The organism is Stenotrophomonas sp. 86428_Sma, from assembly GCF_056481585.1.
Window position 1 is genome coordinate 4,452,122 of record NZ_CM151156.1, and the last position, 25,764, is coordinate 4,477,885.

A 25,764-nucleotide genomic window follows, 5' to 3' on the forward strand; every position below is an offset into this window, starting at 1 on the left:
CACACACACTTCCGGAGCCACTGCCATGATCCGCACCGCCCTGCTCAGCACCGCACTGACTGCCCTGGCCCTGGCCGGCAGTGCCCACGCCGCCGACCTGGCCGTGACCGTGCACGACGTCCGCGCGCAGACCGGCACCCTGCGCGTTGCGTTGGTCGGCAACGCCGCCGCCTGGGACGGCAAGGCCAAGCCCGTGCAGGCCCAGCAGGCGGCGCCCAGCGGCGACAGCGCCCACTTCACGTTCAAGGGCGTGCCGGCCGGCAGCTATGCCGTGCTGCTCACCCACGACGAGAACGACAACGGCAAGCTCGACACCAACCTGGTCGGGATGCCGGTGGAAGGCTACGGCTTCAGCAACAACCCGCAGGTGATGCGCAAGCCGACCTTCGACGAGGCGCGCGTCGACGTGCCGGCCGCCGGCACCGCCATCGACATCACCCTGCGCTGATTCCGCATCCATACCCGAGGCCACCATGGACCGTCGCCGCTTCCTTCGTACCCTGCTCAGCAGCAGTGCCTGTCTGGCCCTGGGCGCCACCGCGCTGCGCAGCGCTCCCGCCTTCGCCGGCGACCCGGCGCGGTTCGCGCAGGGCATGCAGGAACACCCGTGGCTGCTTGGCTGGCGCAGCGTCGGCAGCGAAAGCCTCGGCCCGACCACCGTGCAGTTGCAGGGAAAGCTGCCGTCAGGCCTGGCCGGTACGCTGTACCGCAACGGCCCGGCGTGGACCGAGCGCGATGGCTTCCGCTATGACCACTGGTTCGACGGCGACGGCATGGTGCATGGCTGGCGCTTCAATGGTGATGGCAGCCTGACCCATCACGGGCGCATGGTCGCCACGCCGAAATTCACCCGTGAACAGAAGGCCGGCCGCTTCCAGTATCCGGCTGCCGGCACCAGCGTTCCCGGTGCGCTGGCAGTTCGAAACAACGACGATGCCAACGTGGCCAATACCTCGGTAACCATGATCAATGGCCGCCTGTTCGCGCTGTGCGAGTCCGGCTCGGCATTCGAAGTAGACCCCGATTCCCTGCAGACGCTGGGTCCGGTGACCTGGCGTCCGGACCTCGCCGCACTGCCGTTCTCGGCGCACCCGCTGCGCGACCGCGACGGCAGCGTCTGGAACTTCGGCTCGATCAGCCTGATGGGTGGCCATGGCCTGCTGGTCTGGCACATCGGTGCGAACGGCCAGCTGCGCAGCGCCAATGTGATCGAAACACCCGAGCATGGCTACCTGCATGCCTTCGCGATGACCGACCAGCACCTGGTGTTCGTGATGATGCCGTTCGATTTCACCGGCGCAGGCGGCAGCTTCTTCGAGCGCATGCAGTTCGCACCGCAGCGTCCCGTACGCATCGCGGTGGTCGCCAAGGATGCGCCGGACAAGGCGCAGTGGTTCGAAGCCCCGTTCGCGGCGATCTACCACTTCGGCGATGCGTTCACCCGCAATGGCGGCATCGTGCTGCGTGCAGTGCGCCACGACGACATCAATGAGGCGCGCTCGCCGATGAAGGAAGCGATGGCCGGTGATGGCGCACACGCTGCCAACAGTGGCGCCAGCCTGGTCGAGCTGCATCTGGACCTGCGTCGTGGCCAGGCCCGCTGGCAGCCGCTGGGCATCAGCGCAGTGGAGTTCCCGTTGTTCGACCCGCGCTCGGCGAACACACGTGGCGCACGGCTGTATGCGCCGACCATCGACGGCACGGCCAATGCGCCGTACTTCAACGCCGTGGCCGCGTTCGACATCGAGCACGGGCGCCGCCAGCTGTGGAACTATGGCCCGGACATCATGGCCGAAGAGCATGTGTTCGTACCGCGCCCGGGCAGCCGCAACGCCGATGATGGCTGGCTGATCGGCACCCTGCTTGACCCGGTGAACAAGCGCAGCGGCCTGGCGGTGCTCGATGCCCGCCACCTGGACGACGGTCCGCTGGCACAGGCCTGGCTGCCCTATGCGGTACCACTGGGCTTCCACGGCACCTTCGCCGCGCGCGGCTGATTCCACGCCACGCGGACACCGTTATTGGCATGCTGGGTCTCCCCTGCCCCGTGGAGTCCCGCATGTCCCTGGCCGACCACCGAAGTACGCTGGCACCACACGGTTTCCTGCGCGCGGCGATCAACCTGGGCAACCCGGTGCTGGCACAGGGCGATGCGCGCTCACCGCGCGGCCCCTCACTGGAACTGGCTACCGCATTGGCGCAACGGATGGGGGTGCAGGCTCGCTTCACCTGCCACGATGCCGCAGCCTCGGTGGTCGAGGCAGCAGGCGAAGACGGCTGGGATCTGGCCTTCCTGGCCATCGATCCGGCACGCGCCGACCGCATTGCCTTCAGTGCTCCGTATGTGGAGATCGAAGGCACCTATCTGGTGCGCGAGGACAGCCCTGCGCAGCAGGTGGCCGACCTGGATCGCGAGGGGCTGCGCATCGCGGTGGGGCGTGGCGCGGCCTATGACCTGTTCCTCAGTCGCGAACTGCGCCACGCCACGATCGAGCGGGCGGAGACCTCGGCGGCGGCCATCACCCTGTTCGATCAGCAGCGCCTGGATGCCGCCGCCGGTGTACGCCAGCCGCTGGAAGCATGGGCGCAGGTGCATCCCGGCCACCGTGTGCTGGCCGGCCGTTTCACCGCGATCCAGCAGGCAGTGGCGGCGCCGGCCTCACGCCCGGCCGATGCATTGCGGGCGTTGTTCGAGGAAGTGGAGGCGATCAAGGCAGGCCCGTTGCTTGAGGCAGCGTTCGCGCGTGCCGGGCAGGCGGTCACGCTGGTTCGGTGACTGTAGAGCACCAGCAGTCGAGCATGGCTCGACGCTACAGATCCAGATGCAATGGTCGAGCATGGCTCGACGCTATAGATGTGCGTCTGCCATGTGCCGCACGTGCTCGGCGGCCTGCGCGTGCAGCCAGTCGCGGAACGCAAGGAAACCGCGATGGCTGGCCGAGCGCTGCGGGTACACCAGCCAATGCGGCCAGTCGGTTTTCAGGCGCTGGCTGGACAGTGCAACCAGCTGGCCCGAATCCAGCAGCAGCCGCGCCCGCGTCACCCGCCCGAGCGCTACGCCCACGCCATCCAGAGCGGCGCGATGGTGCGCCTCCGAATCATCCAGCACCGCCACGAAACGCGACGGTGGGCTCTGCCCGCTCAACGCGAACCAGGCGCCCCACGCGCCATCCGGATCACCGAGCAGCGGCCACCGGGTCAACGGCACACGGTCAATGCCGCCCATGCGTTCGATCAGCGCCGGGCTCGCCATCGGCACCAGCCACTCGTCGAACAGCGGTTCCACCACCAGGCCCGGCCATTGCCCGCTGCCCAGACGCAGCGCGGCGTCGAACTGGCGCTGCCGCTCGAAATCAATCAGGCGTTCACTCGACTGCAGGTTGATCTCGATCTGTGGATGCTCGGCCACGAAGTGACCCAGGCGCGGCACCAGCCAGGCCGACGCCATCGACGGCACCGCGCTGATCGTCAGCACGTGCTCGGCACGTGCGGCATAGGGCTGGAAGGCTTCGTTGATCGCATCCAGATGCGGTCCGACCTGGTCGAGCAGGCGCTGCCCCTCAAGGGTGAGGGTGACACCACGCGGCTGGCGGATCAGCAGCGGCTGCCCGAGCCGTTCTTCCAGCTGCCGCATCTGATGGCTGAGCGCACTGACGGTCACATTCATCGACGCAGCGGCACGCGACAGGTTGCCGAGCCGGGCAGCAGCCACGAAGCCCTGCAGGGCATGGAGCGGAGGGCGGGACATCAGGCTTGAATTCCTCTCAAGGCATGCTTGCGGAAATGTCGCTTTTTTGCCCGTCCATGCTGCCCGTATCGTGCAATCCACTCAAGTGGAGGCACGCTCATGAACATCTTCAGCGGCTTGTTGTTCCTGCACGGCCACGTGGCCAGTGTCGAGCTGGCACGCCAGCTGGCCAGCCCGTCGCCGACGCCGCCGCCCAGCACCGCCCCCGGTAGTGCCGGCCGCTGGCCGGCAACCTCGCCGACCGGGAAACCTGCAGCTGCCAGCCAGCGGCCGGCACACCCCTAACGCTGCAGCGCTTCCTGCACCGCCGCAGCCACGTCGGTGTTGTCGATGTAACTGCCGTCGTTCCAGCGCACGTGCTGACGGTAGCCGGCATCAACGCCCCGCACGCGCTGGCCCAGCAGCTCCGCGCCCGCGCCCTTGGCCCACAACGGCACCAGCGCATTGGAATGGTTGCCGGTGGGACGGAAGCTGATCCCGGGCATGCGCCCACGGCCGTTGTTGCGCACCGGCTCGAAGGCGACGTTCTGTGCATCCGGGCCCATCGGCATGCTGTTGTCGTGGTCGGTGGTGACGATCAGCAGGTTGCGCTCCCAGCCACCGTTGCGTTCGATCCACTCGATCACTGCTGTCACCGCGTCGTTGAACTCCACGGTTTCCTCGATCAGCCGGCCGTACTGCGGCTGGTCGCTGCACTGGCCGTAGTGCCATTCAGTGCCGCAGGCACTGGTATGGGCGGCCCAGTCGGTGGCGCCACCTTCCACCATCAGGAACAGGCCGTTGGACGAACGCTGCTGCAGGAATTGCAGCGCGCCACGGGTCATGGTCGCAAGATCCGGCACGCTGTCGATCTTCCTCACACCGGAAGGCGTGGCCGCATCCTTGCCCAGCACCTGCAGCTGGCGCGCCTGCTGCAGCGTGTTGGCCACGCGCGGCACGCCGATCAGCGGCCGGTCGGCCGGCAACCGTCCCTGCGCCAGCGCGGCGAACGCTTCCTTGCTGCGGATCAGGCGCCACGGCCCCGACGGATTGCCGCCGATGGTGCTGCCCGCTTCCAGCTGCTGCCAATCCTGCGGCGACACCCATTCCCACGGGTTCGCACAGCCCTCGGCCTTGGCCGTGCCGGCACTCTCGTCACAGGCGCGACCATCAACGCTGTAGCCAGGGCCTCCGGTGCCCATCACCAGGTCCATATGCCCCTGTGCCAGCATCTGATGGGCGATGGCGTGATAGTTGTTGCGCGATTCGTTCTGCGCCGCGAACGCGGCCGGCGTGGCATGCGCGAACGGTACCGAAGTCACCACACCGGTCGCCATGCCCAGCCGCTTGGCGCGCAGCGTGTTGAACTCGACCGGATTGCCATCGTTGTTGTAATTGATGGCGTTGTTGTAGGTCTTGATGCCCGAGGACAACGCGGTGCCCGCCGCCGCACTGTCGGTAGCCACCGCAGCCAGGTACTGGTAGCCCGCAAACGGCAGGTCCTGCGCAGGAACCGGTGTGTCATCCCAGGCCTTGCCCGCGTCGTAGCCCAGGGTCTGCGCGTTGTCGCGGGTCGGCTGGCTGCTGGCGTTTAACGGGAAGGTGGTTACCGCCAGGCGCTGCGGAAAATCCGCATACGGCGCCCCTTCGCGGCTGCCGTATTGCCAGTAGGCGGCGGCGTCCCAGGTGCCCCAACCGGCACCGTCGTTGATCATCACGATCACGTTGTGCGGGCGCGCTGGGCCGGAAGCAACAGCCTCGGCGCGCAGGTTGGGCTGGCAGCCACCCAGCGTAGCCAACGCAAGCAGCAGCGAGGAATGGAGCCAACGGCGTGGCATGCGTGCAGTCATCGGATGTCCCGTCGGGCCAACGGCGGCCCACAATGGCGGTACGTTATATCGTTTCAATATTGCAGCTTCATGCAGCCGCCGCGGGCTATCCTGCAGGCCCTCCTCCATCGGCCCATCCATGCCGCCTCCCGCTACTGAGCGCGCGCCGTTGTCCTCGATCACCCTCGATGCGGCAACTTTCGCGGTGGTCCATCAGCACAACGCGGACATCGCGCGGCAACCGGCCTCGCTGACCAAGCTGATGACCGCCTATGCGGCGTACGAATGCGTCGAAGAGAACGGAGGCGCGTGGGACGAAGCGGTCACCATCGCCGCCGGGGATGTGCACGCGGTGGCCGATGATGAAACGCGCATGGGCCTGGTGCCCGGTGAAACAGTCACCCTCGCGCGCCTGCTGGAAGGACTGATGATCGTCTCCGGCAATGACGCGGCGCTGGCCATCGCGCGCCATCTGGACGGATCACAGCCTGCGTTCCTGGACCGCATGAACCGGCACGCGCGCCAGCTTGGCCTGCGCAGCAGCTGGTTCGCCAGCGTATCCGGCATCACCACCCCGCACCATGCTTCCAGCGCGCGCGACATGGCAGTACTCGCCGCCTGCCTGCTGAATGACCATCCGCAGATACTGGCAATCACCGCGCAGCGCACGTTCGCGCATGGCAGCCTCAGCCGCAGCAACCAGAACGCCCTGCTCGGCGATGACGGCGTGGATGGCTTGAAGACCGGCTACACCCAGGCCGCAGGCTTCTGCCTGGCCGCCACCGCCTGCCGGGCAGTGCCCGGGCGGGATCAGCCGGTACGCCTGATCACCGTGGTGCTGGGTTCTGAAAGCCGCGACGCACGCGATGCCCTTGTGCGCGAGCGGCTGGCCGCCGGGTTCGCGGCGCTGGCCGACAGCACCGCCGACGCCTGAGCGGCTCAGCGCCGCTTGACCGTTGCCACGATCAGCCGCTGCAGCTCGGCTTCGGCTGCGGCCTTGTCCAGCGCGCCTGCTGCCACGGCTTCGGACAGGGCTTCGGCCGCACCGAGAATCGCCCAGCGCCCGGCCAGTGGCACCGTGCCGTCGGCAGCAAACGGGCCCAGCCAGGTATCGCAGTTGTCGATGAAATCCTGCTGGTAGCGCCGCCGCACCTCGTGCAGTTCCGGCGCGCCCACCAGCGCGGCGAGGATGCCCTGCACTTCACTGCCCTGGCTGAGGATGCAGTCGATGTAGCCGGAGGCGATTGCCGCCGCACGATCGGCCAACTGCGCCCGTGCGCGGCCGATGCGCTCGTTGAAGACCACCGTCTGGCGACCGTCGTAGTCATCGTAGAGCGCGGCCAGCAGGCCGTTGCGGGTCACGAAGTGATCGTAGGCCACCGGCTTGGTCACGCCCGCGGCCTCGGCCAGCCGACCCAGGGTCAACGTGTCGGTGCCTTCTTCGCCAACCAGCGCCCAGGCCACGTCCAGCAACTGGCGGGCGCGTTGCTCGCGGGTCAATCGGCGGCGCGTGGGAGCGGCGTTGGCAGGCATCGGCGGAACACGGCGATCAGTGCATCGGAGTTCCGATTTTACAGCCGATCGCCAGCGCGGTCTGCAGATGCGTTTCGGCCGCACCGGTATCGGCATCCAGCAGCAGTTCTGACGTCAGCACGCGCGCGCCGCAGTAGTCGAAGATGCCCATGTCGATCTGCGTCTTCATCGCCGCGCCGTAGCCACGACGTTCGACCATGTCCGCGCCGGCTCCACCGATGCCGACCAGGTGCACGCGCAACCGCTGCAGCTTCTTCTGCACCTTGCCGTCTGCACCGTCCTGGTAGGCCCAGCCCTGGGTGAACACGCGATCGATCCAGCCCTTCAGCAGTGCGGGGAACGACCACCAGTACAGCGGATAGACCAGTACCAGCGTGTCGGCAGCATCCAGCCGCGCCTGCTCGGCGGCGACGTCGGCTGGAGGTGCGCCGGTGCCACGGAACAGCGCCTGGTCGTGCGTGTTGAAGCGCGGATCGAAGCCTTCGGCCATCAGATCGGCATGGGTCACGGTATTGGCGGTATCCGTTGCGGTGATGGCTTCGCCGATGCGCCTGGCGATGGCATGGGTCAACGCGGCGGATTCAGGATGGGCGGTAACGATGAGGGTGTGCATGGGGGATGTCCGGAATTCACTACCTACCAATAGTAGTTAATGACGCCCGGGACACCAGCGCCATGCGTGGGATGCTGTTTCCGCATCCGCCGTATAGTGCGGCGGTTCCCGCTGAGATACCCGACGATGCACCGATACCTGCTCGCCCTTCTGCTGGCCCTGCCGATGGCAATGGCCGTTGCGCCAGCGCTGGCCGGTGAGCTCAGTCCGGAAGACTCAGCCGCATTGCGCCAGGACGTGCAGGCGATGATGGGCGCATTCGCCCGCGGCGATGCCGAGTTGATCATCGCCCGAACCCATCCCAGCCTGAAGCGCCTGGCCGGGGGCGATGAGGCCTATGCACGGATGACCCGCGACACGGTAAAGGAACTGCGCAAGGCCGGCGTCACCATCATCAGCGACGAAGCGGGCGTGCCGGGCCGCACCTATGCGGCCGGTGATGAGGAAGTCTGCTTCGTGCCACGCCAGTCGCTGCTGCGCGTGCGCGAGGCGCCGATGCGCAGCACCTCGTTCATGCTCGCCGTGCGCCGCGTCGGCACAGCCCAATGGAGTTTCATTGACGGTGCTGCGTTGCTGGACAATCCCGCGCTGCTTCGGCAACTGCTGCCAGCGTTGGAGCCTGGGGTGACGCTGCCCAAGGGTGGGATGGAAGCGCTGTAATCGCAGGCGCATCCATCCACGCATGGCGTGGATCTACTATCCCTGCTGGTCTGGGACTGCACCGGGATTTCGCTCAACGGAACAGCGCGTTCAACGCGGCCCCGGAAGCCGCCTGCTGCAGGCCGTCGAAGCGTCCGGCCTGCACGATCGGCTGTGTCCCCTGCATCAGTCCGCCCCATGCAGCACGGGCCAATGCGCCGCCCAGGCTGACGCGGCGGACGCCGAGTGCAGCAATGTCCTGCAGGCTCAGCGGTGTCGGCCCACCGACCAGCAGGTTCACCGGCTTCGACCATACGGCGGCAATCACCGCGCTGATCTGCTCGCGCGTGCTGATGCCCGGTGCATACAGCACGTCTGCACCGGCCTCGGCATAGGCGCGCAGGCGTTGCAGGGTGTCCGGCAGATCCGGCACGCCGACGAAGAAGTTCTCGGCACGGCCAACCAGCAGCACGTCGCCGCCCGCGCGGTCGATGGCTGCACGGGCAGCGCGCAGACGCTCCACCGCCTGATCGATCGGACGCAGCGGTGCATCGGCGACGCCGCTGGCATCCTCGATCGACAACGCCGCGATGCCGGTGTCGATCGCCGCGGCCACCGCCTCCTGCACCTTCTGCGGCGTATCACCGAAGCCATCGCCGAAATCGGCGTTCAACGGCAGCGGCGTCGCTGCCGCCATCAGGCGCAGATGCTCCAGCGTGGCCTGCAGCGAAACCGCTCCGTCCGGCCGCCCTTCGCTCCAGGCACAGCCGGCACTGGTCGTGGCCAGTGCCTGGAAGCCCTGCCGCTGCAGGTAGCGCGCACTGCCCACGTCCCATGGATTGGGCAGTACGAAGCACCCTGCTGAATGCAGCTGGCGGAAGGCCGCGCGCTTGCGTTGGGTATCGGCATCGGGCGAGGTCATGGCGGGCTCCGGGGCGGCAGACCTGCACCCTAGCCCGCCCTGCAGCCGGGCTCAACGACGACGGCGCAAACCTGCATGAGGTGATGCCACCTGCTTATTGGACGCTGTGGATGCAGGTGCCCGAGCGTGCTTGCCTGCCCACACGATGCCGCCACGGAGCCCTTCATGCACCCGGACCCGCTGACCTTGATCGACGCCGGCGACGATGACGCCCACTGGGCCGACCTGCTTTCGCCCACACGCCGCCGCCTGATCGCATCGGCCGGTCTGGCCGCCGGCGGCCTGGCCAGTGCGTCGACCGCCGCCGCAGCCCCGCGCGGCGAAAGCACGGTGAACACCACCGAACCCGGGCGCCCAGGCTTCCGTGCCATCGTCCCGCCGCCGGTGAAGGGCAGCAGCCCCTGGGGCCAGGTCACCGCCAGCGAACCGACCCCGCGCCCGGCCAGCGTGCGTCCCGGGGAGGCCCCCCTGCCCGCGACCCCACGCGCCTACACCGACATCAAGAGCTATCACGCGCATATCTACTTCGACGAGGACAGCTTCGAGAAAGCTGCGCTGCTGCGGCGCTGGGCGGCGGAGCGCTTCCCGGTGGAGCTGGGCAACTGGAACCTGGAACCACGCGGACCGCACGTCACCCCGTCGTTCTATTTCGGCTTCACCAACGACCTGCTGCCGGTGCTGGTGCCCTGGCTGCAGCTCAACAGCCTGGGCCTGACCATCCTGATCCACCCCAATACCGGTGATGGCCGCGCCGACCATCTGTATTACGCATTGTGGGTGAACCGCGCGCAGCCGGTGAACGCCTACAACTGGCCGGCACCGAAGCCGGGGGAACGGGAGCCCTTGGAGGAGGTGTTCCCGAACGTGGTGCCGACGGTGCCGCTGGAGACGTGAGCGGGTGCGTGGCGGGGGCGGTGGGTGGCGTGCAGCGCACCTTGGGCCGTCCCTCGGTGGGTGCGTAGCCTGCTGCGCACCGAACTTCCTTCATCCACGCATGGCGTGGATCTACCGCATCACAGCCCGTTGCGGCATCCGTCATCGCCCGGCCTGCCGCCATCGTCGGCCTACGTGCACGCATCCCCCACCTGCACGGCGTTCAGCGCGCCTTGATCCAGCGCCCGCCATACGGCCGCAAGCCCTCCGGGGAATTTCAAACAATTGATTGAAACGCTGCAAACTTCGCCGAACTGGACAGCATCCGCCGGTTCCGCCAGACTGCCGCCCTTTCCCGTCTTCCGGATCCCATGGCGAAGCTGCTGGTCCTGCACGGCCCCAACCTCAACCTGCTCGGCACCCGCGAGCCGGAGGTCTACGGCCACACCACGCTGGCCGACATCGACCAGGCGCTGGCCGTCCAGGCCTCGGCTGCCGGGCACGCGGTGGAGAGCCTGCAGTCCAATGCCGAGCACGTGCTGGTGGACCGCGTGCAGGCCGCACGCGACGACGGAACCGCTTTCATCCTGATCAACCCCGCCGCCTTCACCCACACCTCGGTCGCCCTGCGCGATGCGCTGGCGGCGGTGGCGGTGCCGTTCATCGAGATCCACCTGTCCAACCCGCATACCCGCGAACCGTTCCGCCAGCACAGCTACTTCAGTGACAAGGCCGTGGGCGTGGTCTGCGGTTTCGGCGCCGACAGCTACCGCTACGCGATGGACGCGGCGCTGCTGCGCGTGCAGGCGGCCCGCGCGTGAAGATGCTCCCAAGAGTGCTTGCCTGCATCGTGCTGTGGGCCGGCGTGTGCGGCGCCAGCATCGCCGCCGAGCGCGCGGCCGCTGGCATTGACTGCGCGCAGGCGACCGGCGGCTACGAGCGCGACATGTGCGATTCCGATCGCCTGGATGACGCCGACAGCGCATTGAACGCCGTTTACGTCCAGGCGCGCGGCGAACTGAAGGCGCAGGCCGCCGATGGCAGCTGCAGCCGATGCGCAGCGGCCGAACAGCAGCTGGTGAAGGCCCAGCGCATCTGGATAACCCTGCGCGATGCAGACTGCGAGGCAGTCTACGCCTTCAATGCAGACGGCACCTCGCGCAACCCTGCGAAGATGCAGTGCCTGATCACCCAGACGCGCGACCGTACGCGGCAGCTGCGCGAGTTCTACGAACTGCTTTGACCCGAGCGCGATGCGCTTCCCACCACACTGACATCAAGAGCAAAGAGGCCACCATGGATCTCCGCAAAATCAAGAAGCTGATCGACCTGCTGGAAGAGTCGAACCTGGCTGAAATCGAAATCAAGGAAGGCGAAGAGTCGGTGCGCCTGTCGCGCGCCCCGGTGGCCGGCTATGCCGCCCCGGTCGCCGCCCCGGTGTACGCCGCTCCGGCCGCTCCGGCGCCGCAGGCGATGCCGATGCAGTCGCCGACCGAAGCCTCCACCGGTGGCACCGCCAAGCCGGGCCCGGCGCTGCCGGAAGGCCACGTGCTGCGCTCGCCGATGGTCGGCACCTTCTACGCGTCGTCCGCCCCGGACAAGCCTGCGTTCGTCAGCGTTGGCCAGCAGGTCAAGGAAGGCGAGACCCTGGCCATCATCGAAGCGATGAAGATGTTCAACCCGATCGAAGCCGACAAGTCCGGCACCATCGTCGCCATCCTCGGCGAGAACGGCCAGCCGGTCGAATTCGACCAGCCGCTGTTCGTGATCGGCTGAGGGGCACGCCATGCTCGACAAAGTCGTCATCGCCAACCGAGGGGAAATCGCGCTGCGCATCCTGCGCGCGTGCCACACCCTCGGCATCCGCACGGTGGCCGTGCATTCCACGGTCGACCGCAACCTCAAGCACGTGGCCATGGCCGACGAGTCGGTCTGCATCGGTCCGGCGCCGTCGCCGCAGAGCTACCTCAACATCCCGGCACTGATCGCCGCGGCGGAAGTCACCGACGCCCAGGCCATCCACCCGGGCTACGGCTTCCTGTCGGAGAACGCCGACTTCGCCGAGCGCGTGGAAGAGTCCGGTTTCATCTTCATCGGCCCCAAGGCCGACACCATCCGCATGATGGGTGACAAGGTCGAAGCCATCCGCGCGATGAAGTCCGCCGGCGTGCCGTGCGTGCCCGGCTCGGGCGGCCCGCTGGGCGAAGACATCGTCGCCAACACCAAGATCGCCCGTGAGATCGGCTACCCGGTCATCATCAAGGCGGCCGGTGGTGGCGGTGGCCGCGGCATGCGCGTGGTGCACGCCGAAGCCTCGCTGAAGACCTCGATCGAAACCACCAAGAGCGAGGCCAAGGCCGCGTTCGGCAATGGCGAGGTCTACATGGAGAAGTTCCTGGAGAACCCGCGCCACGTGGAAATCCAGGTACTGGCCGACGGCCAGGGCAACGCCATCCACCTGGGCGAGCGTGACTGCTCGATGCAGCGCCGCCACCAGAAGGTGGTGGAAGAAGCGCCGGCACCGGGCATCACTGCCGAGCAGCGCGAGCAGATCGGCAAGGTGTGCACCGAAGCCTGCGTACGCATCGGCTACCGTGGTGCCGGCACGTTCGAGTTCCTGTACGAGGACGGCCGCTTCTACTTCATCGAAATGAACACCCGCATCCAGGTGGAACACCCGGTCACCGAAATGGTCACCGGCATCGACCTGGTGGCCGAGCAGCTGAAGATCGCCGCCGGCCAGAAGCTGTCGATCAAGCAGAGCGACGTGGTGCTGACCGGCCATGCCATCGAGTGTCGCATCAACGCCGAAGATGCGGAGACCTTCGTGCCGAGCCCGGGCACCATCACCGGCTTCCATCCGCCAGGCGGCCCCGGCGTGCGCGTGGACACCCACATCTACAGTGGCTACCGCGTGCCGTCGAACTACGACTCGATGATCGGCAAGCTGATCGTGCACGGCCCGGACCGCGAAACCGCCATTGCCCGCATGCGCGTGGCACTGAGCGAAATGGTGGTCGATGGCATCAAGACCAACGTCGCCCTGCAGCAGCGGATCATGCGCGACAAGGGCTTCCAGGCCGGTGGCCAGAACATCCACTACCTGGAAAAGCGCCTGGCCGAACGCAAGAACAAGCCGATCGCGCTGACCTGATCGGCGCCACGTGCTGGACATGAAAAGGGCGGGGATATCCCCGCCCTTTTCTGTTGCTGCAGCGCCGAGCCCATGCTCGGCTTGCCGGAAAGCTCAGCCGAGCGTGGGCTTGGCGCTACAGCAGGCGCATCAGCGCTTGTCGGAAGCTTCGGCCGGAATCTGCGAGTTCGCCAGCGGACGCACGCCATTGGGCGACGTCGGGTCGACGATCACCATGGTCTCGGTCGAACCATCCGGCCACACCACCTGGAAGGTGCTGCCCGCCGGCAGCGACGCGAACGGCATGCCGCTCTGCGCGCGATAGACCGCGGCCACCTGGCTGGCACCGGCACGGCGCACGTCTTCCTGCGCCTTCACCGTGGTCAGTTCCACCTTCGACAGATGCCGGTAGCGATCTTCATAGGTATCGATCATCAACAGGCCAACCGCGCCGGCCGAGTAGGCCACGAACAGGGCCACCCAGAACCAGAACTTGGCCCCGTGCAGGAATCGGCGGTAGTTCATTGCTCGTTCCTCTTTCCAACCAATCGCTTGATCCATTCCTTCATCTTCCCAGCGCCCTGCCGCGATACCGCAGCGTCATACACGAAATCCCGGAAATCCTGCGTACCATCCTGCGAACAGATCCCTCCGTTCGCACAAAAACTGTTGACCAGCACACTGTCTGCCCCACACGGTAGACCGAGTTCGCAGGCCGCAAGCCGCCATGCGAGTTCACTGAGCTGCTCGCCCGCCACCAGGCCGTTGAGCGCGCGGTCACCCGAGGCGCGCACGCCCATGCCCGGTGCGATCGCCATGAAGGCCTCCGGGTCGCGCGAGGTGCGCACCCGTTCAACCAGGTCACGGCGGTACTCGGGGCTGTCCTGCAGCGGTTCGCCCTCGGCGAACAACGCAGCCTCAGCAGCCAGATTGCCTTGTGCGGCCGCCTTGCGACGTTCGGACAGCACCAAGGCCGTGCCCAGCTTGTCGCCCGGCACGAAACCACCACAACGCTGCGCGACGCGTTCGCGCGCCTGCACCATCGCCGGTGCGGCGGTCAGGCCCAGCCCGGCCAGCACGTTGTTGTCCAAGCGGTAGCCACCCGGATCGACCGCGTACTGCGCGCAGTAGTCATAGACACGGCTGAGCATCCAGCGCGCCTCGTGGTTGCCTTCGTCCGCCTGGGCACGCAACCGCTGAGCATAGGCATACAGGTCGGTGGCGTCTTCGATATCGGCGCGGAGATCCAGGGGCAGCCCGGACGGCAATGCGTTGCCACGCTCGAAGGGTGCCAGGCGGCGCGCGAGCGCCTCCGGCATCACCGGCAGCGGCGCCGCACTGTCAGCGGCCGCGACCGCACCTGCCAGATCCGCCGACGCTACCGAAGACGTCGCAGCATGGCCGCTGGCCCGATAACCGGCCACGCCCAGCACGGCCACAGCCGGCAGTACGAGCAACCAGGTTTTCAGGGTCGGAGCGAAGGCCATCGGCGGCGGTAGGCGATGCGGCGCATAGGAAAGCACGAAGTTTAGCAAGGCCCGACGGGCCTGTCTGAACGGGCTTCGTTCATCTCGGAGCGGCATCTCAGGCAATACGGAGACGCCCCGATGGTCTAGCATGGCCCCCTTTCCCGCGATTGCCCCCACCACCATGCCGTTCCTGGAACTGACCCTGCGCTGCACCGAAGCCACCCAGCCCCGCTATGAAAATGCACTGGAGGACGTTGGTGCACTGGCCGTGACCCTGCTCGATGCCGAGGCCGATACCAGCAACGAACAGGCCATTCTCGAACCGGGCGTGGGCGAGACCCCGCTGTGGGACACGCTGGTGCTGAGCGCGCTGTTCCCCGCCGACAGCAACGCGCTGTTGCTGCTGGCCGCACTGGAATCCTTCGATCCGGAGCTGGACTGGAGCAGCGGCAGCTTCCGCGCGGTCGAGGATGAAGACTGGGAACGTGCCTGGCTCGACCAGTTCCAGCCGATGGACTTCGGCAGCCGTACCTGGATCGTGCCGTGGAACCATGAACTGCCCGATGCCGCACAGGCCGCCGATGCCGCCGTGGTGCGGTTGGACCCTGGCCTGGCGTTCGGTTCGGGCACCCACCCGACCACCGCACTGTGCCTGCGCTGGCTGGACCAGTTGGCGGTCGATGGCCTGCTGCAGGGCCAGCGCGTGCTCGACTTCGGTTGCGGCTCGGGCATCCTCGCACTGGCCGCGCTGAAGCTGGGCGCCGCCGAAGCCATCGGCGTGGACAACGATCCGCAGGCCCTGGTCGCCACCGCCGACAATGCCGAGCGCAACGGCGAGCAGGCCCGCATGCATGTGTACCTGCCGCAGGACGAACCGGTCGCGACCTATCCGATCGTGGTCGCCAACATCCTCGCCTCGGCGCTGGATGCGCTGGCCGAACTGCTGGCTGCGCGCGTTGCTGCCGGTGGCCGCATCGCCCTGTCCGGCATCCTGCATGGCCAGGAAGGCGAACTGCTGCAGCGCTATGCAGCATGGTTCGACGATCTGCAGGCCACCCAGGATGGCGACTGGATGCGCATCACCGGCGTGCGCCGCGCCTGATCGTGGTTGAATGACCGCTGGATCCGAGCCCGCGCCCTGAGCATGTCCGAGCCGAACCCACCGCGCCGTCCCCTGGCCACCTTCCTGCGCACGACGCCGGAGGGTGAGCCTGCGCCTGCGACCGATGCGCGCATGCAGGACGAAGCCCGGCACGCAACGCCTGTGGAGCAGATGCAGGCCGAGCCCATCGACCTGGCACGCCCACCGGCGACAGAGATGCGACACGACGATGACGTTGTCATCGTTGATGAAGCAGCGGCCATCGAACCGGCGCCGGTCGCGGTGCAGGCAACGGCGGTCGCCAGTGATGCCCCCAGCTTCCTCGGCAGCGCGCGCACGCGCACGCTGCCAACACCCCGCTGGCACTGGCTGCTGGTCGCCGGGCTGGCATTGCTGCTGGTACTGCAGAGCGTACTGGCCGACCGCGCGCGGCTGGCCGCCGACGCCGGCAACCGCGCATGGCTGGGCACGCTGTGCGGCGTGCTGCGCTGCAGCCTGCCTGCCTGGCACGAGCCCACTGCGTTCACCATGACCAGCCGCGAGATCCGCCCCCTGCCGGGCCAGGCCGGTGTGCTGCAGGTGCAGGCCAGCATCCGCAACGATGCGCGCTGGGCACAGGCGTGGCCGGACCTGCGGTTGTCATTGTCCGATGCCGATGGCCGGGTGATCGGCAGCGGCGTGTTCACGCCCGCGCAGTACCTGGGCGAGAACCCCGGTGCAGCCCTGCTGGAACCGGGCCAGAGCGCGCGCGTCGCCTTCCGGTTGCAGGAGCCCGCTGCGTCCACCGTCGCATTCACCTTCGACTTCCTCTGACCGGGGAGAGGCGACCAGCCGTGGCAGGCCGGGCACGCTCGCGCTAGACTGGCCGCCACCACCTCGTCCGGCCGCGCGCTCCGCGCGCACGGGCCAACCGAATCGGGAACCCCCTTGAACGCTGTCCTTTCTCGTCCTGACAACAGTCGTGGCGCTCCCCGGCCACCGCTGCGTGAACACGTCGCCCAGTCCGTGCGCCGCTACCTGCGTGACCTTGATGGCTGCGATGCGGACGATGTCTACGAGATCGTGCTGCGCGAGATGGAGATTCCGCTGTTCGTGGAAGTGCTCAATCACTGCGAAGGCAACCAGAGCCGCGCCGCCGCGATGCTGGGCATCCACCGTGCCACCCTGCGCAAGAAGCTGAAGGAATACGGCATCAGCGCGTAAACGCGCACGGGTAGTGCCGGCCGCTGGCCGGCAACCCCACGAACGGTGGCAGGATGTTGCAGTGCCCGACTAGCGGCCGGCACTACCGGTAGATCCACGCCATGCGTGGATGAAAGCCCGGCAGAGTAAACCGCCCCCGCCCGCCAGTAGATCCACGCCATGCGTGGATGGAAGCCGGCAGAATCAACCGCCGCCGCCCGCCTTCCAGTAGTACCGCACCACATGGAAGAACACCGGCGCGGCGAAGCACACCGAATCCAGTCGGTCGAGCATGCCGCCATGGCCCTCGATCATGTGGCCCCAGTCCTTGATGCCACGATCGCGCTTGATCGCCGACATCACCAGGCCGCCCCAGAACCCCATCAGGTTGATCAGCAGCGACAGGCCGAACGCCTGCAGCGGCGTGAACGGGGTGATCCACCATAGTGCCGCACCCAGCGCACTGGCACTCAGCACACCGCCCACGAAGCCCTCCACCGTCTTCGACGGCGACAGCTTCGGCGCAATCAGATGCCTGCCCAGCAGCTTGCCCCAGATGTACTGCAGCACGTCCGAAGACTGCACCACGATCACCAGGAAGGCGAACAGCAGCACGTTGCGCGACGGGTCATGGCCGGGCACGTGCAGGTTCAGCAGCAGCGGCACATGCGAGATGCAGAACACGCAGATCATCAACCCCCACTGCACCTTCGCGGTCCGCTCCAGGTAGTGCGTGGTATCACCGCCAATGGTCGACAGGATCGGCAGGAACAGGAACGCGTAGACCGGGATCAGCAGCGTGTACATGCCGTACCAGTCGATCCAGACCAGGTAGTACTGCCACGGCAGCACGATGTAGAACGCGGCCAGCAGGGCGTAGTAGTCGCCCGAGCGGGTCGGCGCCAGGGTGATGAACTCGCGCAGTGCGAACAGCGAGATGATCGCGAACAGCACGATCACCCCGGCACGACCGAAGAACAGCGCCAGCCCGACCACGATCGCCATCACCCACCACGCGCGGATGCGCGAGACCAGGTTGGCGATCACCGCGCTGGGCTGCCCACGCTGGCGCCAGCGCAATGTCTCGGCCACCAGCGTGGCCAGCACCAGCACCGCACCCACGCCAGCAAACAGCAGGCCGGTCTGCTGACCGACACTCTGCGTGGCCAGGTCGCCGGACACATCGATCAGGAAGCTCATGCCCTGCCCCCGTTCGGCGCCAGGTCCAGCAGCGCCTGCCGGCTGCGGGCCAGGAAGGCGGCCTTGTCCTCGTCGGCCTGCAGCCGCAGCGGCGTACCGAAGGTGGCCGTGCACAGCAGCGGCAGCGGCAGGAACCGGCCCTTGGGCATCACCCGCTTCAGGTTGTCGATCCACACCGGTACGAATTCCAGCTCCGGGCGTTGCCGTGCCAGGTGATAGATGCCGCTCTTGAACGGCAGCAGCGGCTCTTCGCCCACGTTGCGGGTACCTTCCGGAAACAGAATCAGCGAGCAGTCTTCGTCCACCGCATCACGCAGAGCCTGCAGTGGATCCTGCTGGCGATGGCCGGCCTCGCGCTCGACCAGCACGCCGTTGAACACCGCATCGATCAGGTAGCGACGCAGGCCATCGCGCTGCCAGTATTCGGCCGCGGCCACCGGGCGCACCTGGCGCCGCAGTGCCGGTGGCATCGACGACCAGATCAGCACGAAGTCACCATGGCTGGCGTGGTTGCCGTAATACACGCGCCGTTCGCTGGACGGCGCACAGCCGATCCACAGCGCGCGGGCGCCGGTAACTACATGGATCGCGCCACTGCAGGCGCGCGCAATCAATTCAGCGAACATCGGTCCCTCCGGTTCACGTCTGCGGCCACAACACGGCCAGCACCAGCAGCGCACCCTGCACGCCTGTCAGCAGGTACTGCCGCAGCAGCAGGCGACGCATGCCTGCCCAGCGCAGGTCCCAGCCGCGCAGCGGCGCATCGGACGATACGCGGCGCAAGCCGCTGTCATGCAGCACCTGATCGATACGGCGCGCGGCGGCTTCGCCGTCCAGGCCTTCATTACGCAGCAGCTGCAGCAGACTCGCGTCCAGACCAACCCGCCATGCCTGGTAAGCCTGCGCGAGGCCCGCGGCAACACTGAGCAGCAACACGCCGGCGGCAATCATCGCCAGGCCAGGTTCGGTGCCGAGCAGCAGCAGCGCCACCAGCAGCAGGCCCAGCGACAGGCCGGCCGGCCAACGGCCCTGCCGCAGCAGCAGCTGCATGGTCACCAGATCGGGAACGGTACTCACGTGCGTGCTCCCGCTGCAGCAGTGATGGCATGCAGATGCGCCGCGCCCAGCACGACGCCCGGACGTGCCGTGCGCACGATCGCCACCGCGGCATCGGTATCGGTGGCACGACCACTGCGCAGCAGCCAGGCCGCCACACTGGCAGCACTGCGCGAATAGCCCAGCGCGCAACACACCAGCAACGGTCCATGCGCACGCAGCCGCTCGATGACCTCGGCCGCCTCGCGCAACTGGTGCGGCGTGGGCACCACCAGGTCCAGCATCGGCACGCTGGCATACGCCGCGCCCGGTGCACGACAGGACAGTTCGGCACAGGCATCGACCACGCCGACCAAGGGTGCCGGCAATGCAGCGCAGGGAACACGCCCCAGCCATACACCGTCCATCACCGGCACCGGCTGCGGCGCACGCCGCGTCCACAGCCGCGAATTGATCCAGGCCGCACCCAGGTACGGCGCCAGCAGCCAGCGTGCCGCCATGGTCAGGCGACCATCGGCACGCTTCTGGAACATCGCCGTACCGAGCCCCGCATACGCCAACGCCACCAGCAGCAGCGATACCACCGGCCACAGCAGCCACAACGCCGCGCCACGCAGAAGCACCACCGGCACCAGCAATGCAGCGGCCCCCAGCAGGTACAGCGCTGCCAGGCGCCAACGTCTGGCGTCACGCGCGGTGCGCCAGGCACGCAACGGTGGCGCGCCCTGCTCCGGCCACAGCCAGACGCACAGCCAACCGGCCAGCAGGCCGGTCGGGATATCGATGAAATGATGCTGGAATGTGGTCAGCACCGAGACGCCGATCAGCAGCGCCCACACATGCAGTACCCAACGCCACACCCCATGCAGGTACTGCGCGAATTTCACCCACAGCACGATCAGCAACACGATGTGCAGTGATGGCGCCTGGTTGAACGGCTTGTCGAAGCCCAGCAGCACATCGAACAACCAACCGAACACACCGCCGATCTCCGGCCGCTCGAAACTGAAGCGCAGTGGCCACAGCAGGAAGCAGGTCACCGCGATCAACTGTGCACTGAACAACCGCAACGCATGCCGGTCCAGCTCCAACCGTTGCCGGCACAGGAAGAAGGAAACCGCATAGAACAGATCGATCGACCAGTACGGCACGATCGTCCACGGTACGAACGGAATCTGCGTTTCCCATCCGAACGCCATCACCGGCAGTTCGGCATGGCGGCCGGCCATCCAGTTGGCGAAGCCATAGCTGGCGAAGAAGAATGGGCCCAGCAGGGCCAGCCACAACAGGGCGCGCCGCCAGGGGCGCCCCTCTGCGGCCAGCGGGGATGCGGCGAGCGTCGCCATCACGCGGTCCGGCGCGCCAGCGACACCGTGAAGATGCCGAAGTCGTCGATACGCTGCGCCACCTTCGCGAACCCGGCCAGGCGCACCAGCTCGTCCATTTCCTGCTGGGTACGGCGGCGCATCACCCACGCGGCGCCGCCACGGTGGCTGGTCAGTGCGCGTGCGATGAACTCCAGCTGCGGGTGCCACGGCTGGCCGGTATAGGCCAGGTAGCCGCCCGCCGGCACCGTCGCAGCAATGCCCTGCAGCGAGCGCAGCACCGCATCGTTGTCGGGGAACAGTTCGTACAGGCCCGATACCACGGCCAGCGTCGGTGCTGGATCGACCTTGGCCAGCTGTGCCGGGTCGAACGCATCACCCTGCTCGAAGCGCGCGATGTCGGCCGCCCCCAGGCGCTCGATCAAGGCCTGACCCTGGGTGACGTTCAGATCACTGAAGTCGCGCAGCACGATGCGCTCGGCGCGCTGTTCGCCCTGGCCCAGCGCTTCCAGCACGTAGCGGCCATGGCCGGCAGCCACGTCCAGCACGCGCACCGGCGTGCCCTGCCCGCGCAGGCGCTGGGCAGCGTCGCGCAGCAGTTCCTGCAGGTGCTGGCCGCGAATGCGGATGCCGCGCCAGCCGATCGCATCCAGATAGTTGCGATCGACCATGCGCCCCAACGGGCCCTTGCCGCGCGCCTCATCGCGATAGATGTAGTCGAGCGTGCTGCCCGAATCGAATCCGGTCTGCAGGCCCAGCGCGATGCCTTCGGACAACGTTCCGCCGAAGCGCAGGCCGCCACGTACCACGCGCCAGCGCAGGTCGGCCAGGCTGTTGCGTTCCGGTGGCCAGGCCAGGATCTCCGATTCTTCGAAAGTCGGCCCATGGCGGTGCGCATCGCGCCGCGACAGTTCGCGCAGCGGCTCGGCGAAACGTGCCTGGATGAAACTGCGGATACGCGCCAGCGCCGGCGCCCGATCGCGCTCGCCCAGCGTGTCGTGGAAGAAGCCCGGCAGATGCACGCGCTCCTTGATCGGGCTGGACAGGCGCTCGTAGAAGCGGTCCTGCGGGCCACGGTGCACCACGAAATCCGAGCCGGACACCAGCAGCAGCACCGGCACGCTGATCGCCTGCGCATCGGCGACGATGCGGTCGGCCGCTTCGTACAGGCCCAGCAACACGCGCACCGAGATCGGTCGGGTGATCAGCGGATCGGTGCGGTAGCTTTCCACCCGCGCCGGATCGTGGGTCAGCCACTGCGGCTTGACGTAGCTGTTGACGAAGAAATTGCCGCGCAGCTTCTGCATCAAGGCCAGGCCCGGGCGTGCGAACGGCACGTACAGCTTCACCTTGAACGCCGGCGAAGCCATCACCAGCGCGCGCAGGCGCGGCGCGTAGTCGTGCACCCAGGTGGCGGCGACCACCGCCCCCACGCTCTGTGCGATCACCACGATGTCTTCCACCGCGATGCCGTGCTCGGCGCCGATGTGGGCGATGAAGCTGTCCAGATCACGCACCAGCGCCGGGAAGCCCGGGGCATCGCCTCGTGCGCCGGGCGAACGGCCATTACCGCGTGCATCCCAGGCGAAGAAGGCGGTGTCGGGCAGGTCCAGCTCATCGACCAGGTGGGTGACCCGGCCAGAATGTTCATGGCCGCGATGCAGCAGCACGACAGCCTTGGTGGCTGGGGTCGCGGTGGTGCTCGCCCAGTACCGGTAGAACAGCGGTACCTGGTCGAAGCTGTGGAATTCCCGTTCCTGCGCCTGACGCATGCAATCTCCTGATTGTCTTTTTGTATCTGCTTGATTAATTAGGCGAAACCGACGCTTCCCGCAGTCCGCGACGGACGCGATTGATCATCGTCAGCACGCACAGCACCGCCATGGCCGCGGCCACGCCAGTGACAGTCATCGCAGCCCCCCAGCCGAACGCCAGCAGCAGGCCCAGCACGCCGATGACGAACGCGCGGTCGCTCTTGCCCATCGGGCCGTCATAGCGGCGGCTGGCACCGACCATCAGCCCCAGCACCCCGGTGTACTCGCTCAGGGCCGCCGTCCAGGCCAGCAGCCACAGCGCTTCCGGGCGCACGCCCGGCACGCTGAGCAGGCTCAGGTACAGCGCCGCGTCGGCGATCACATCGCACAGCTCGTTCAGATAGGCGCCCAGCCTCGACTGCTGGCCGAACTCGCGGGCCAGCATGCCGTCCACCGCGTTGAGTGCCATGCGCAGCAGCATCCACAGCGGCAGCAGCAGGTACAGCAGGGGCTGGGCCGGCGCGCAGCACCACACGGCGGCAGCCACCAGCAGCGAGACCACGGCGGCGGCCACGGTCACCGTATTGGCGGTGATCCCCATGCGGTACAGGCCGCGTACGGCCGGACGCAACAGGTCCTGGAAACGTCCTTTCAATGCATAGATCGACACGATCTGTACCTGCTGATCCTTGGCAGTCCGGGCACAGCCTACCCGATCGGGGCGATGCCCCCCCATCGGATTGCTTGCAGTCTGCAACCAACCGGGCTGTGCCGAAGGGGGCCGCAGGCCCGCGCCGGCAGCCGATTTCGCCCGGCGGCGCCCGCCACCGGCCCCCACCGCCTACAATATCGGCCCCGCTCCGCTGCCGATTCTGTCCCATGACTGCTGATCTGTTGCCCGTCCGCCGGGCCCTCCTCTCCGTTTCCGACAAGACCGGCCTGGCCGAGCTGGCCACCGCGCTGGCTGCACGCGGCGTGGAGCTGCTGTCCACCGGCGGCACCGCCAAGGCCATTCGCGACATGGGCCTGGCCGTGAAGGACGTGGCCGACGTCACCGGCTTCCCGGAAATGATGGATGGCCGGGTCAAGACCCTGCACCCGATGGTGCACGGCGGCCTGCTGGGCCGTTCGGGCCTGGATGATGCGGTGATGGCCGAGCACGGCATCGGCGCCATCGACCTGCTGGTGCTGAACCTGTACCCGTTCGAGTCGGTCACCGCCAAGGCCGATTGCACCCTGGCCGACGCGGTCGAGAACATCGACATCGGCGGCCCGGCCATGCTGCGCTCGGCGGCCAAGAACTTCGCCCGCGTGGCGGTGTCCACCGATCCGTCGCAGTACGCCGAGCTGCTGGCCTCGCTGGAGGCCAACAACGGCCAGCTGTCGGCTGCCACCCGCTTCGCGTTCTCGGTGGCCGCGTTCAACCGCGTCGCCCAGTACGACGCCGCGATCAGCAACTACCTGTCGGCGGTCACCGCCACCGACGCTGCGGTGCCGGCGCGTACCGAGTACCCGGCACAGATGAACTCCACCTTCGTGAAGGTGATGGACCTGCGCTACGGCGAGAACCCGCACCAGAGCGGCGCGTTCTACCGCGACCTGTATCCGGTGCCGGGCACGCTGGCCACCTTCCAGCAGCTGCAGGGCAAGGAACTGAGCTACAACAACCTGGCCGATGCCGACGCGGCGTGGGAATGCGTGCGCCAGTTCGATGCGCCGGCCTGCGTCATCGTCAAGCACGCCAACCCGTGCGGCGTGGCCGTCGGTGCCGGCAACGGCGATGCCTACGAGCTGGCCTACGCCACCGACCCGACCAGCGCCTTCGGCGGCATCATTGCCTTCAACAAACCGCTGGACGCCGCCACCGCCAAGGTGATTCTGGACCGCCAGTTCGTCGAAGTGCTGATCGCCCCGGACTACGAGCCGGCCGCGCTGGAATACGCGCAGAAGAAGGCCAACGTGCGCGTGCTGCGCATCCCGCACGGCGATGGCCTGAACAACTTCGACAGCAAGCGCGTCGGCTCGGGCCTGCTGCTGCAGTCCTCGGACAACCGCGGCATGACCCGCGACGAACTGAAGGTGGTCAGCAAGCTGGCGCCGACCGACAAGCAGTTCACCGACCTGCTGTTCGCCTGGAAGGTGGCCAAGTTCGTGAAATCCAACGCGATCGTCTATGCCAAGGACAACCGCACCATTGGTGTCGGTGCCGGCCAGATGAGCCGCGTGTACTCGGCCCGCATCGCCGGCATCAAGGCCGCCGATGCGAACCTGGTGGTCGAGGGCTCGGTGATGGCCTCCGATGCGTTCTTCCCGTTCCGCGACGGCATCGATGCCGCTGCCGCCGCCGGCATCAAGGCGGTCATCCAGCCGGGCGGTTCGATGCGCGATGCCGAAGTGATCGCCGCCGCCGACGAACATGGCCTGGCCATGGTGTTCACCGGCGTGCGCCACTTCCGCCACTGATCCTGGAGCGACACGGATGTCCACAGTTTCAATGAAATCGCTGGCCGCCCTCGCCCTCGCGGGCGCGGCCATACTGGCGGGCTGCAGGCCTGCCGGCGAGCCCAGCGTGGCGCCGAAGGTGGATGCGCCTGCAGTGGCCCCCGCCTCACCGGCGCAGCATGTCAGCCGCACCGCACGACTGCAGGCGTTCCTGGTCCAGCGCTACGGCAGCAACGCCACGCTCTCCGCTGAATGGCGCGGCAGCTGGACCGACGATGGCGATACCCATGCGGTGGACTGGCAGGTCTGCGCGGAACAACCGGTGGTGAGCGGGGACAGCTGGCAGCAGTTGTTGGCCGTGTGCGGTGCGCTGGTCGATGGCGCGCACATCGACCCGGGAACCATCGAGTTCTTTGTGCTGCGCCCCAAGGGCGATGGCTTCGAGGTGACCAGCGAACTGACCGGCGAGCGCTTCGGTAGCGGCGGCCAGCCCGGCACCGCCAGCATCATCCGCGCCGGCAGTGACTTCTATGGTTTCCGCGTCGAGGACGGCTGGTTCGGGCAGGGCTTCTCGCTGCTCTCGCAGTCGCTGATCCTGCCGGGCCCGAACGACCTGGTGGCCAGTGGCAGCGTGCGCAGCCATATCGACAATGACGCCCAGTACGAGTGCGACACGGTCGACGCCAGTACCGACCCGGACACCGCCAATGACTGCCGCACCCGCCGCTTCAGCATCGATTTCGCCCTGCGTTTCGACGACAGCGACCGCAGCGCGCGGGTCTGGCCGCTGCTGATCGACGAAACCGGCACCACCTGCGGTGGCAAGCAGGTCCGGCAGCAACACCGCTTCACCCTGGACCCGAAGACCTGGGCCTATTCCTTCCCCGAATCGCTGCGACGCGAAGGCTGCGAGTGAACCACGCGCGCCGCCGGGGATATCGATCTTCCCTTCCCACGCAATCTGG

Annotated in this window: 29 protein-coding genes; 16 read left to right on the forward strand and 13 right to left on the reverse strand. The window is 67.5% G+C overall.

Features of this window, described 5'->3' with window-relative positions; all coding sequences use genetic code 11:
• Window positions 1–25 precede the first annotated feature (25 nt).
• The 3 genes from ACZK3J_RS20415 to ACZK3J_RS20425 all read left to right on the forward strand — a co-directional run bounded on the left by ACZK3J_RS20415 (window position 26) and on the right by ACZK3J_RS20425 (window position 2,776).
• Window positions 26–448: a DUF2141 domain-containing protein gene (locus ACZK3J_RS20415; protein WP_049463271.1), complete on the forward strand. Its 423-nt coding sequence runs from the start codon at window positions 26–28 to the stop codon at window positions 446–448.
• Window positions 449–473: 25 nt separating this feature from the next.
• Window positions 474–1,997, forward strand: a complete 1,524-nt coding sequence (locus tag ACZK3J_RS20420) for a carotenoid oxygenase family protein (RefSeq protein ID WP_049463272.1) — start codon at window positions 474–476, stop codon at window positions 1,995–1,997.
• Between the two features lie 62 nt (window positions 1,998–2,059).
• Complete coding sequence (locus ACZK3J_RS20425) at window positions 2,060–2,776, forward strand: ABC transporter substrate-binding protein (RefSeq protein WP_049463273.1); 717 nt, start codon at window positions 2,060–2,062, stop codon at window positions 2,774–2,776.
• Window positions 2,777–2,848: 72 nt separating this feature from the next.
• Here ACZK3J_RS20425 and ACZK3J_RS20430 read toward each other — a convergent pair whose 3' ends face one another.
• Window positions 2,849–3,748: a LysR substrate-binding domain-containing protein gene (locus ACZK3J_RS20430; protein ID WP_049463274.1), complete on the reverse strand. Its 900-nt coding sequence runs from the start codon at window positions 3,746–3,748 to the stop codon at window positions 2,849–2,851.
• A gap of 99 nt (window positions 3,749–3,847) precedes the next feature.
• On the opposite strand from ACZK3J_RS20430, the gene ACZK3J_RS20435 reads away from it, so the two are divergent.
• Window positions 3,848–4,033, forward strand: a complete 186-nt coding sequence (locus tag ACZK3J_RS20435; protein WP_049463275.1) for a hypothetical protein — start codon at window positions 3,848–3,850, stop codon at window positions 4,031–4,033.
• Here the strand turns inward: ACZK3J_RS20435 and ACZK3J_RS20440 are convergent.
• Window positions 4,030–5,577: an alkaline phosphatase gene (locus ACZK3J_RS20440; RefSeq protein WP_049463276.1), complete on the reverse strand. Its 1,548-nt coding sequence runs from the start codon at window positions 5,575–5,577 to the stop codon at window positions 4,030–4,032. The genes ACZK3J_RS20435 and ACZK3J_RS20440 overlap by 4 nt on opposite strands.
• Before the next feature lie 118 nt (window positions 5,578–5,695).
• Between ACZK3J_RS20440 and ACZK3J_RS20445 the strand changes: the two genes are divergently transcribed.
• Window positions 5,696–6,490, forward strand: a complete 795-nt coding sequence (locus ACZK3J_RS20445) for a D-alanyl-D-alanine carboxypeptidase family protein (RefSeq protein ID WP_049463277.1) — start codon at window positions 5,696–5,698, stop codon at window positions 6,488–6,490.
• A gap of 5 nt (window positions 6,491–6,495) precedes the next feature.
• Here ACZK3J_RS20445 and ACZK3J_RS20450 read toward each other — a convergent pair whose 3' ends face one another.
• Window positions 6,496–7,089 carry a TetR/AcrR family transcriptional regulator gene (locus ACZK3J_RS20450; RefSeq protein WP_049463278.1) on the reverse strand — a complete coding sequence of 198 codons (594 nt, stop codon included), beginning with the start codon at window positions 7,087–7,089 and terminating at the stop codon, window positions 6,496–6,498.
• A 16-nt stretch (window positions 7,090–7,105) separates the two neighbouring features.
• Entirely contained in the window at window positions 7,106–7,702 is a 597-nt protein-coding gene (locus ACZK3J_RS20455; RefSeq protein WP_049463279.1) for an NAD(P)H-dependent oxidoreductase, read from the reverse strand.
• Window positions 7,703–7,828: 126 nt separating this feature from the next.
• Between ACZK3J_RS20455 and ACZK3J_RS20460 the strand changes: the two genes are divergently transcribed.
• Entirely contained in the window at window positions 7,829–8,362 is a 534-nt protein-coding gene (locus ACZK3J_RS20460; RefSeq protein ID WP_049463280.1) for a hypothetical protein, read from the forward strand.
• A 73-nt stretch (window positions 8,363–8,435) separates the two neighbouring features.
• On the opposite strand, the gene ACZK3J_RS20465 is transcribed toward ACZK3J_RS20460, so the two are convergent.
• Entirely contained in the window at window positions 8,436–9,263 is an 828-nt protein-coding gene (locus ACZK3J_RS20465) for an isocitrate lyase/PEP mutase family protein (RefSeq protein WP_478476207.1), read from the reverse strand.
• Window positions 9,264–9,428: 165 nt separating this feature from the next.
• Here ACZK3J_RS20465 and ACZK3J_RS20470 point away from each other — a divergent pair, with 165 nt between their 5' ends.
• From ACZK3J_RS20470 to accC, 5 genes are all read left to right on the forward strand, one after another.
• Complete coding sequence (locus tag ACZK3J_RS20470) at window positions 9,429–10,157, forward strand: DOPA 4,5-dioxygenase family protein (protein ID WP_049463282.1); 729 nt, start codon at window positions 9,429–9,431, stop codon at window positions 10,155–10,157.
• Between the two features lie 350 nt (window positions 10,158–10,507).
• Window positions 10,508–10,957: a type II 3-dehydroquinate dehydratase gene (aroQ, locus tag ACZK3J_RS20475; protein ID WP_049401743.1), complete on the forward strand. Its 450-nt coding sequence runs from the start codon at window positions 10,508–10,510 to the stop codon at window positions 10,955–10,957.
• Entirely contained in the window at window positions 10,954–11,379 is a 426-nt protein-coding gene (locus tag ACZK3J_RS20480) for a lysozyme inhibitor LprI family protein (RefSeq protein WP_080355197.1), read from the forward strand. Before aroQ ends, ACZK3J_RS20480 begins: the two co-directional genes overlap by 4 nt.
• Before the next feature lie 53 nt (window positions 11,380–11,432).
• Entirely contained in the window at window positions 11,433–11,912 is a 480-nt protein-coding gene (gene accB / locus ACZK3J_RS20485; RefSeq protein ID WP_032129560.1) for an acetyl-CoA carboxylase biotin carboxyl carrier protein, read from the forward strand.
• A 10-nt stretch (window positions 11,913–11,922) separates the two neighbouring features.
• On the forward strand, window positions 11,923–13,290 hold the full coding sequence (accC, locus tag ACZK3J_RS20490) for an acetyl-CoA carboxylase biotin carboxylase subunit (protein ID WP_032129559.1): 1,368 nt from the start codon (window positions 11,923–11,925) through the stop codon (window positions 13,288–13,290).
• Window positions 13,291–13,419: 129 nt separating this feature from the next.
• Here accC and ACZK3J_RS20495 read toward each other — a convergent pair whose 3' ends face one another.
• A complete protein-coding gene (locus tag ACZK3J_RS20495; protein WP_049463283.1) occupies window positions 13,420–13,794 on the reverse strand; it encodes a hypothetical protein in 375 nt (124 codons plus the stop codon).
• Entirely contained in the window at window positions 13,791–14,756 is a 966-nt protein-coding gene (locus tag ACZK3J_RS20500; protein WP_032129558.1) for a hypothetical protein, read from the reverse strand. Before ACZK3J_RS20500 ends, ACZK3J_RS20495 begins: the two co-directional genes overlap by 4 nt.
• Window positions 14,757–14,919: 163 nt before the next feature.
• On the opposite strand from ACZK3J_RS20500, the gene prmA reads away from it, so the two are divergent.
• The 3 genes from prmA to fis all read left to right on the forward strand — a co-directional run bounded on the left by prmA (window position 14,920) and on the right by fis (window position 17,043).
• Window positions 14,920–15,840, forward strand: a complete 921-nt coding sequence (gene prmA, locus ACZK3J_RS20505; RefSeq protein ID WP_049463300.1) for a 50S ribosomal protein L11 methyltransferase — start codon at window positions 14,920–14,922, stop codon at window positions 15,838–15,840.
• A gap of 42 nt (window positions 15,841–15,882) precedes the next feature.
• Window positions 15,883–16,653: a DUF3426 domain-containing protein gene (locus ACZK3J_RS20510; RefSeq protein WP_049463284.1), complete on the forward strand. Its 771-nt coding sequence runs from the start codon at window positions 15,883–15,885 to the stop codon at window positions 16,651–16,653.
• A gap of 114 nt (window positions 16,654–16,767) precedes the next feature.
• On the forward strand, window positions 16,768–17,043 hold the full coding sequence (gene fis, locus ACZK3J_RS20515; RefSeq protein WP_005419706.1) for a DNA-binding transcriptional regulator Fis: 276 nt from the start codon (window positions 16,768–16,770) through the stop codon (window positions 17,041–17,043).
• A gap of 183 nt (window positions 17,044–17,226) precedes the next feature.
• On the opposite strand, the gene ACZK3J_RS20520 is transcribed toward fis, so the two are convergent.
• The 6 genes from ACZK3J_RS20520 to ACZK3J_RS20545 are packed head-to-tail and all read right to left on the reverse strand — an operon-like array spanning window position 17,227 to window position 23,027.
• A complete protein-coding gene (locus ACZK3J_RS20520; RefSeq protein WP_032129555.1) occupies window positions 17,227–18,222 on the reverse strand; it encodes a phosphatidate cytidylyltransferase in 996 nt (331 codons plus the stop codon).
• Complete coding sequence (locus ACZK3J_RS20525; RefSeq protein ID WP_032129554.1) at window positions 18,219–18,848, reverse strand: lysophospholipid acyltransferase family protein; 630 nt, start codon at window positions 18,846–18,848, stop codon at window positions 18,219–18,221. Before ACZK3J_RS20525 ends, ACZK3J_RS20520 begins: the two co-directional genes overlap by 4 nt.
• Window positions 18,849–18,861: 13 nt before the next feature.
• Window positions 18,862–19,299 carry a hypothetical protein gene (locus tag ACZK3J_RS20530; protein ID WP_049463285.1) on the reverse strand — a complete coding sequence of 146 codons (438 nt, stop codon included), beginning with the start codon at window positions 19,297–19,299 and terminating at the stop codon, window positions 18,862–18,864.
• Window positions 19,296–20,600 (reverse strand): phosphatase PAP2/dual specificity phosphatase family protein, encoded by a 1,305-nt coding sequence (locus ACZK3J_RS20535; RefSeq protein ID WP_180862765.1) that lies wholly within the window; start codon window positions 20,598–20,600, stop codon window positions 19,296–19,298. The genes ACZK3J_RS20530 and ACZK3J_RS20535 overlap by 4 nt, the downstream gene beginning before the upstream one ends.
• 23 nt (window positions 20,601–20,623) lie before the next feature.
• Window positions 20,624–22,375: a bifunctional alpha/beta hydrolase/class I SAM-dependent methyltransferase gene (locus ACZK3J_RS20540; protein WP_049463287.1), complete on the reverse strand. Its 1,752-nt coding sequence runs from the start codon at window positions 22,373–22,375 to the stop codon at window positions 20,624–20,626.
• Between the two features lie 34 nt (window positions 22,376–22,409).
• Window positions 22,410–23,027, reverse strand: coding sequence for a CDP-alcohol phosphatidyltransferase family protein (locus ACZK3J_RS20545; RefSeq protein ID WP_049463301.1), 618 nt, complete (start codon window positions 23,025–23,027; stop codon window positions 22,410–22,412).
• Between the two features lie 209 nt (window positions 23,028–23,236).
• Here ACZK3J_RS20545 and purH point away from each other — a divergent pair, with 209 nt between their 5' ends.
• Window positions 23,237–24,820 (forward strand): bifunctional phosphoribosylaminoimidazolecarboxamide formyltransferase/IMP cyclohydrolase, encoded by a 1,584-nt coding sequence (gene purH / locus ACZK3J_RS20550; protein ID WP_049463288.1) that lies wholly within the window; start codon window positions 23,237–23,239, stop codon window positions 24,818–24,820.
• Between the two features lie 16 nt (window positions 24,821–24,836).
• Window positions 24,837–25,715: a hypothetical protein gene (locus tag ACZK3J_RS20555; protein WP_049463289.1), complete on the forward strand. Its 879-nt coding sequence runs from the start codon at window positions 24,837–24,839 to the stop codon at window positions 25,713–25,715.
• The last annotated feature ends 49 nt before the right edge of the window (window positions 25,716–25,764 follow it).

Coding starts and splice junctions, on each gene's coding strand:
- ACZK3J_RS20470 (WP_049463282.1), top strand. CDS start 9,429: ATGCACCCGGACCCGCTGACCTTGATCGACGCCGGCGACGATGACGCC.
- ACZK3J_RS20495 (WP_049463283.1), bottom strand. CDS start 13,794: ATGAACTACCGCCGATTCCTGCACGGGGCCAAGTTCTGGTTCTGGGTG.
- accB (WP_032129560.1), top strand. CDS start 11,433: ATGGATCTCCGCAAAATCAAGAAGCTGATCGACCTGCTGGAAGAGTCG.
- ACZK3J_RS20555 (WP_049463289.1), top strand. CDS start 24,837: ATGTCCACAGTTTCAATGAAATCGCTGGCCGCCCTCGCCCTCGCGGGC.
- ACZK3J_RS20510 (WP_049463284.1), top strand. CDS start 15,883: ATGTCCGAGCCGAACCCACCGCGCCGTCCCCTGGCCACCTTCCTGCGC.
- ACZK3J_RS20425 (WP_049463273.1), top strand. CDS start 2,060: ATGTCCCTGGCCGACCACCGAAGTACGCTGGCACCACACGGTTTCCTG.
- ACZK3J_RS20460 (WP_049463280.1), top strand. CDS start 7,829: ATGCACCGATACCTGCTCGCCCTTCTGCTGGCCCTGCCGATGGCAATG.
- ACZK3J_RS20455 (WP_049463279.1), bottom strand. CDS start 7,702: ATGCACACCCTCATCGTTACCGCCCATCCTGAATCCGCCGCGTTGACC.
- ACZK3J_RS20420 (WP_049463272.1), top strand. CDS start 474: ATGGACCGTCGCCGCTTCCTTCGTACCCTGCTCAGCAGCAGTGCCTGT.
- prmA (WP_049463300.1), top strand. CDS start 14,920: ATGCCGTTCCTGGAACTGACCCTGCGCTGCACCGAAGCCACCCAGCCC.
- ACZK3J_RS20445 (WP_049463277.1), top strand. CDS start 5,696: ATGCCGCCTCCCGCTACTGAGCGCGCGCCGTTGTCCTCGATCACCCTC.
- ACZK3J_RS20415 (WP_049463271.1), top strand. CDS start 26: ATGATCCGCACCGCCCTGCTCAGCACCGCACTGACTGCCCTGGCCCTG.
- aroQ (WP_049401743.1), top strand. CDS start 10,508: ATGGCGAAGCTGCTGGTCCTGCACGGCCCCAACCTCAACCTGCTCGGC.
- ACZK3J_RS20465 (WP_478476207.1), bottom strand. CDS start 9,263: ATGACCTCGCCCGATGCCGATACCCAACGCAAGCGCGCGGCCTTCCGC.
- accC (WP_032129559.1), top strand. CDS start 11,923: ATGCTCGACAAAGTCGTCATCGCCAACCGAGGGGAAATCGCGCTGCGC.
- ACZK3J_RS20450 (WP_049463278.1), bottom strand. CDS start 7,089: ATGCCTGCCAACGCCGCTCCCACGCGCCGCCGATTGACCCGCGAGCAA.
- ACZK3J_RS20525 (WP_032129554.1), bottom strand. CDS start 18,848: ATGTTCGCTGAATTGATTGCGCGCGCCTGCAGTGGCGCGATCCATGTA.
- ACZK3J_RS20430 (WP_049463274.1), bottom strand. CDS start 3,748: ATGTCCCGCCCTCCGCTCCATGCCCTGCAGGGCTTCGTGGCTGCTGCC.
- ACZK3J_RS20500 (WP_032129558.1), bottom strand. CDS start 14,756: ATGGCCTTCGCTCCGACCCTGAAAACCTGGTTGCTCGTACTGCCGGCT.
- ACZK3J_RS20440 (WP_049463276.1), bottom strand. CDS start 5,577: ATGACTGCACGCATGCCACGCCGTTGGCTCCATTCCTCGCTGCTGCTT.
- purH (WP_049463288.1), top strand. CDS start 23,237: ATGACTGCTGATCTGTTGCCCGTCCGCCGGGCCCTCCTCTCCGTTTCC.
- ACZK3J_RS20520 (WP_032129555.1), bottom strand. CDS start 18,222: ATGAGCTTCCTGATCGATGTGTCCGGCGACCTGGCCACGCAGAGTGTC.
- ACZK3J_RS20540 (WP_049463287.1), bottom strand. CDS start 22,375: ATGCGTCAGGCGCAGGAACGGGAATTCCACAGCTTCGACCAGGTACCG.
- ACZK3J_RS20435 (WP_049463275.1), top strand. CDS start 3,848: ATGAACATCTTCAGCGGCTTGTTGTTCCTGCACGGCCACGTGGCCAGT.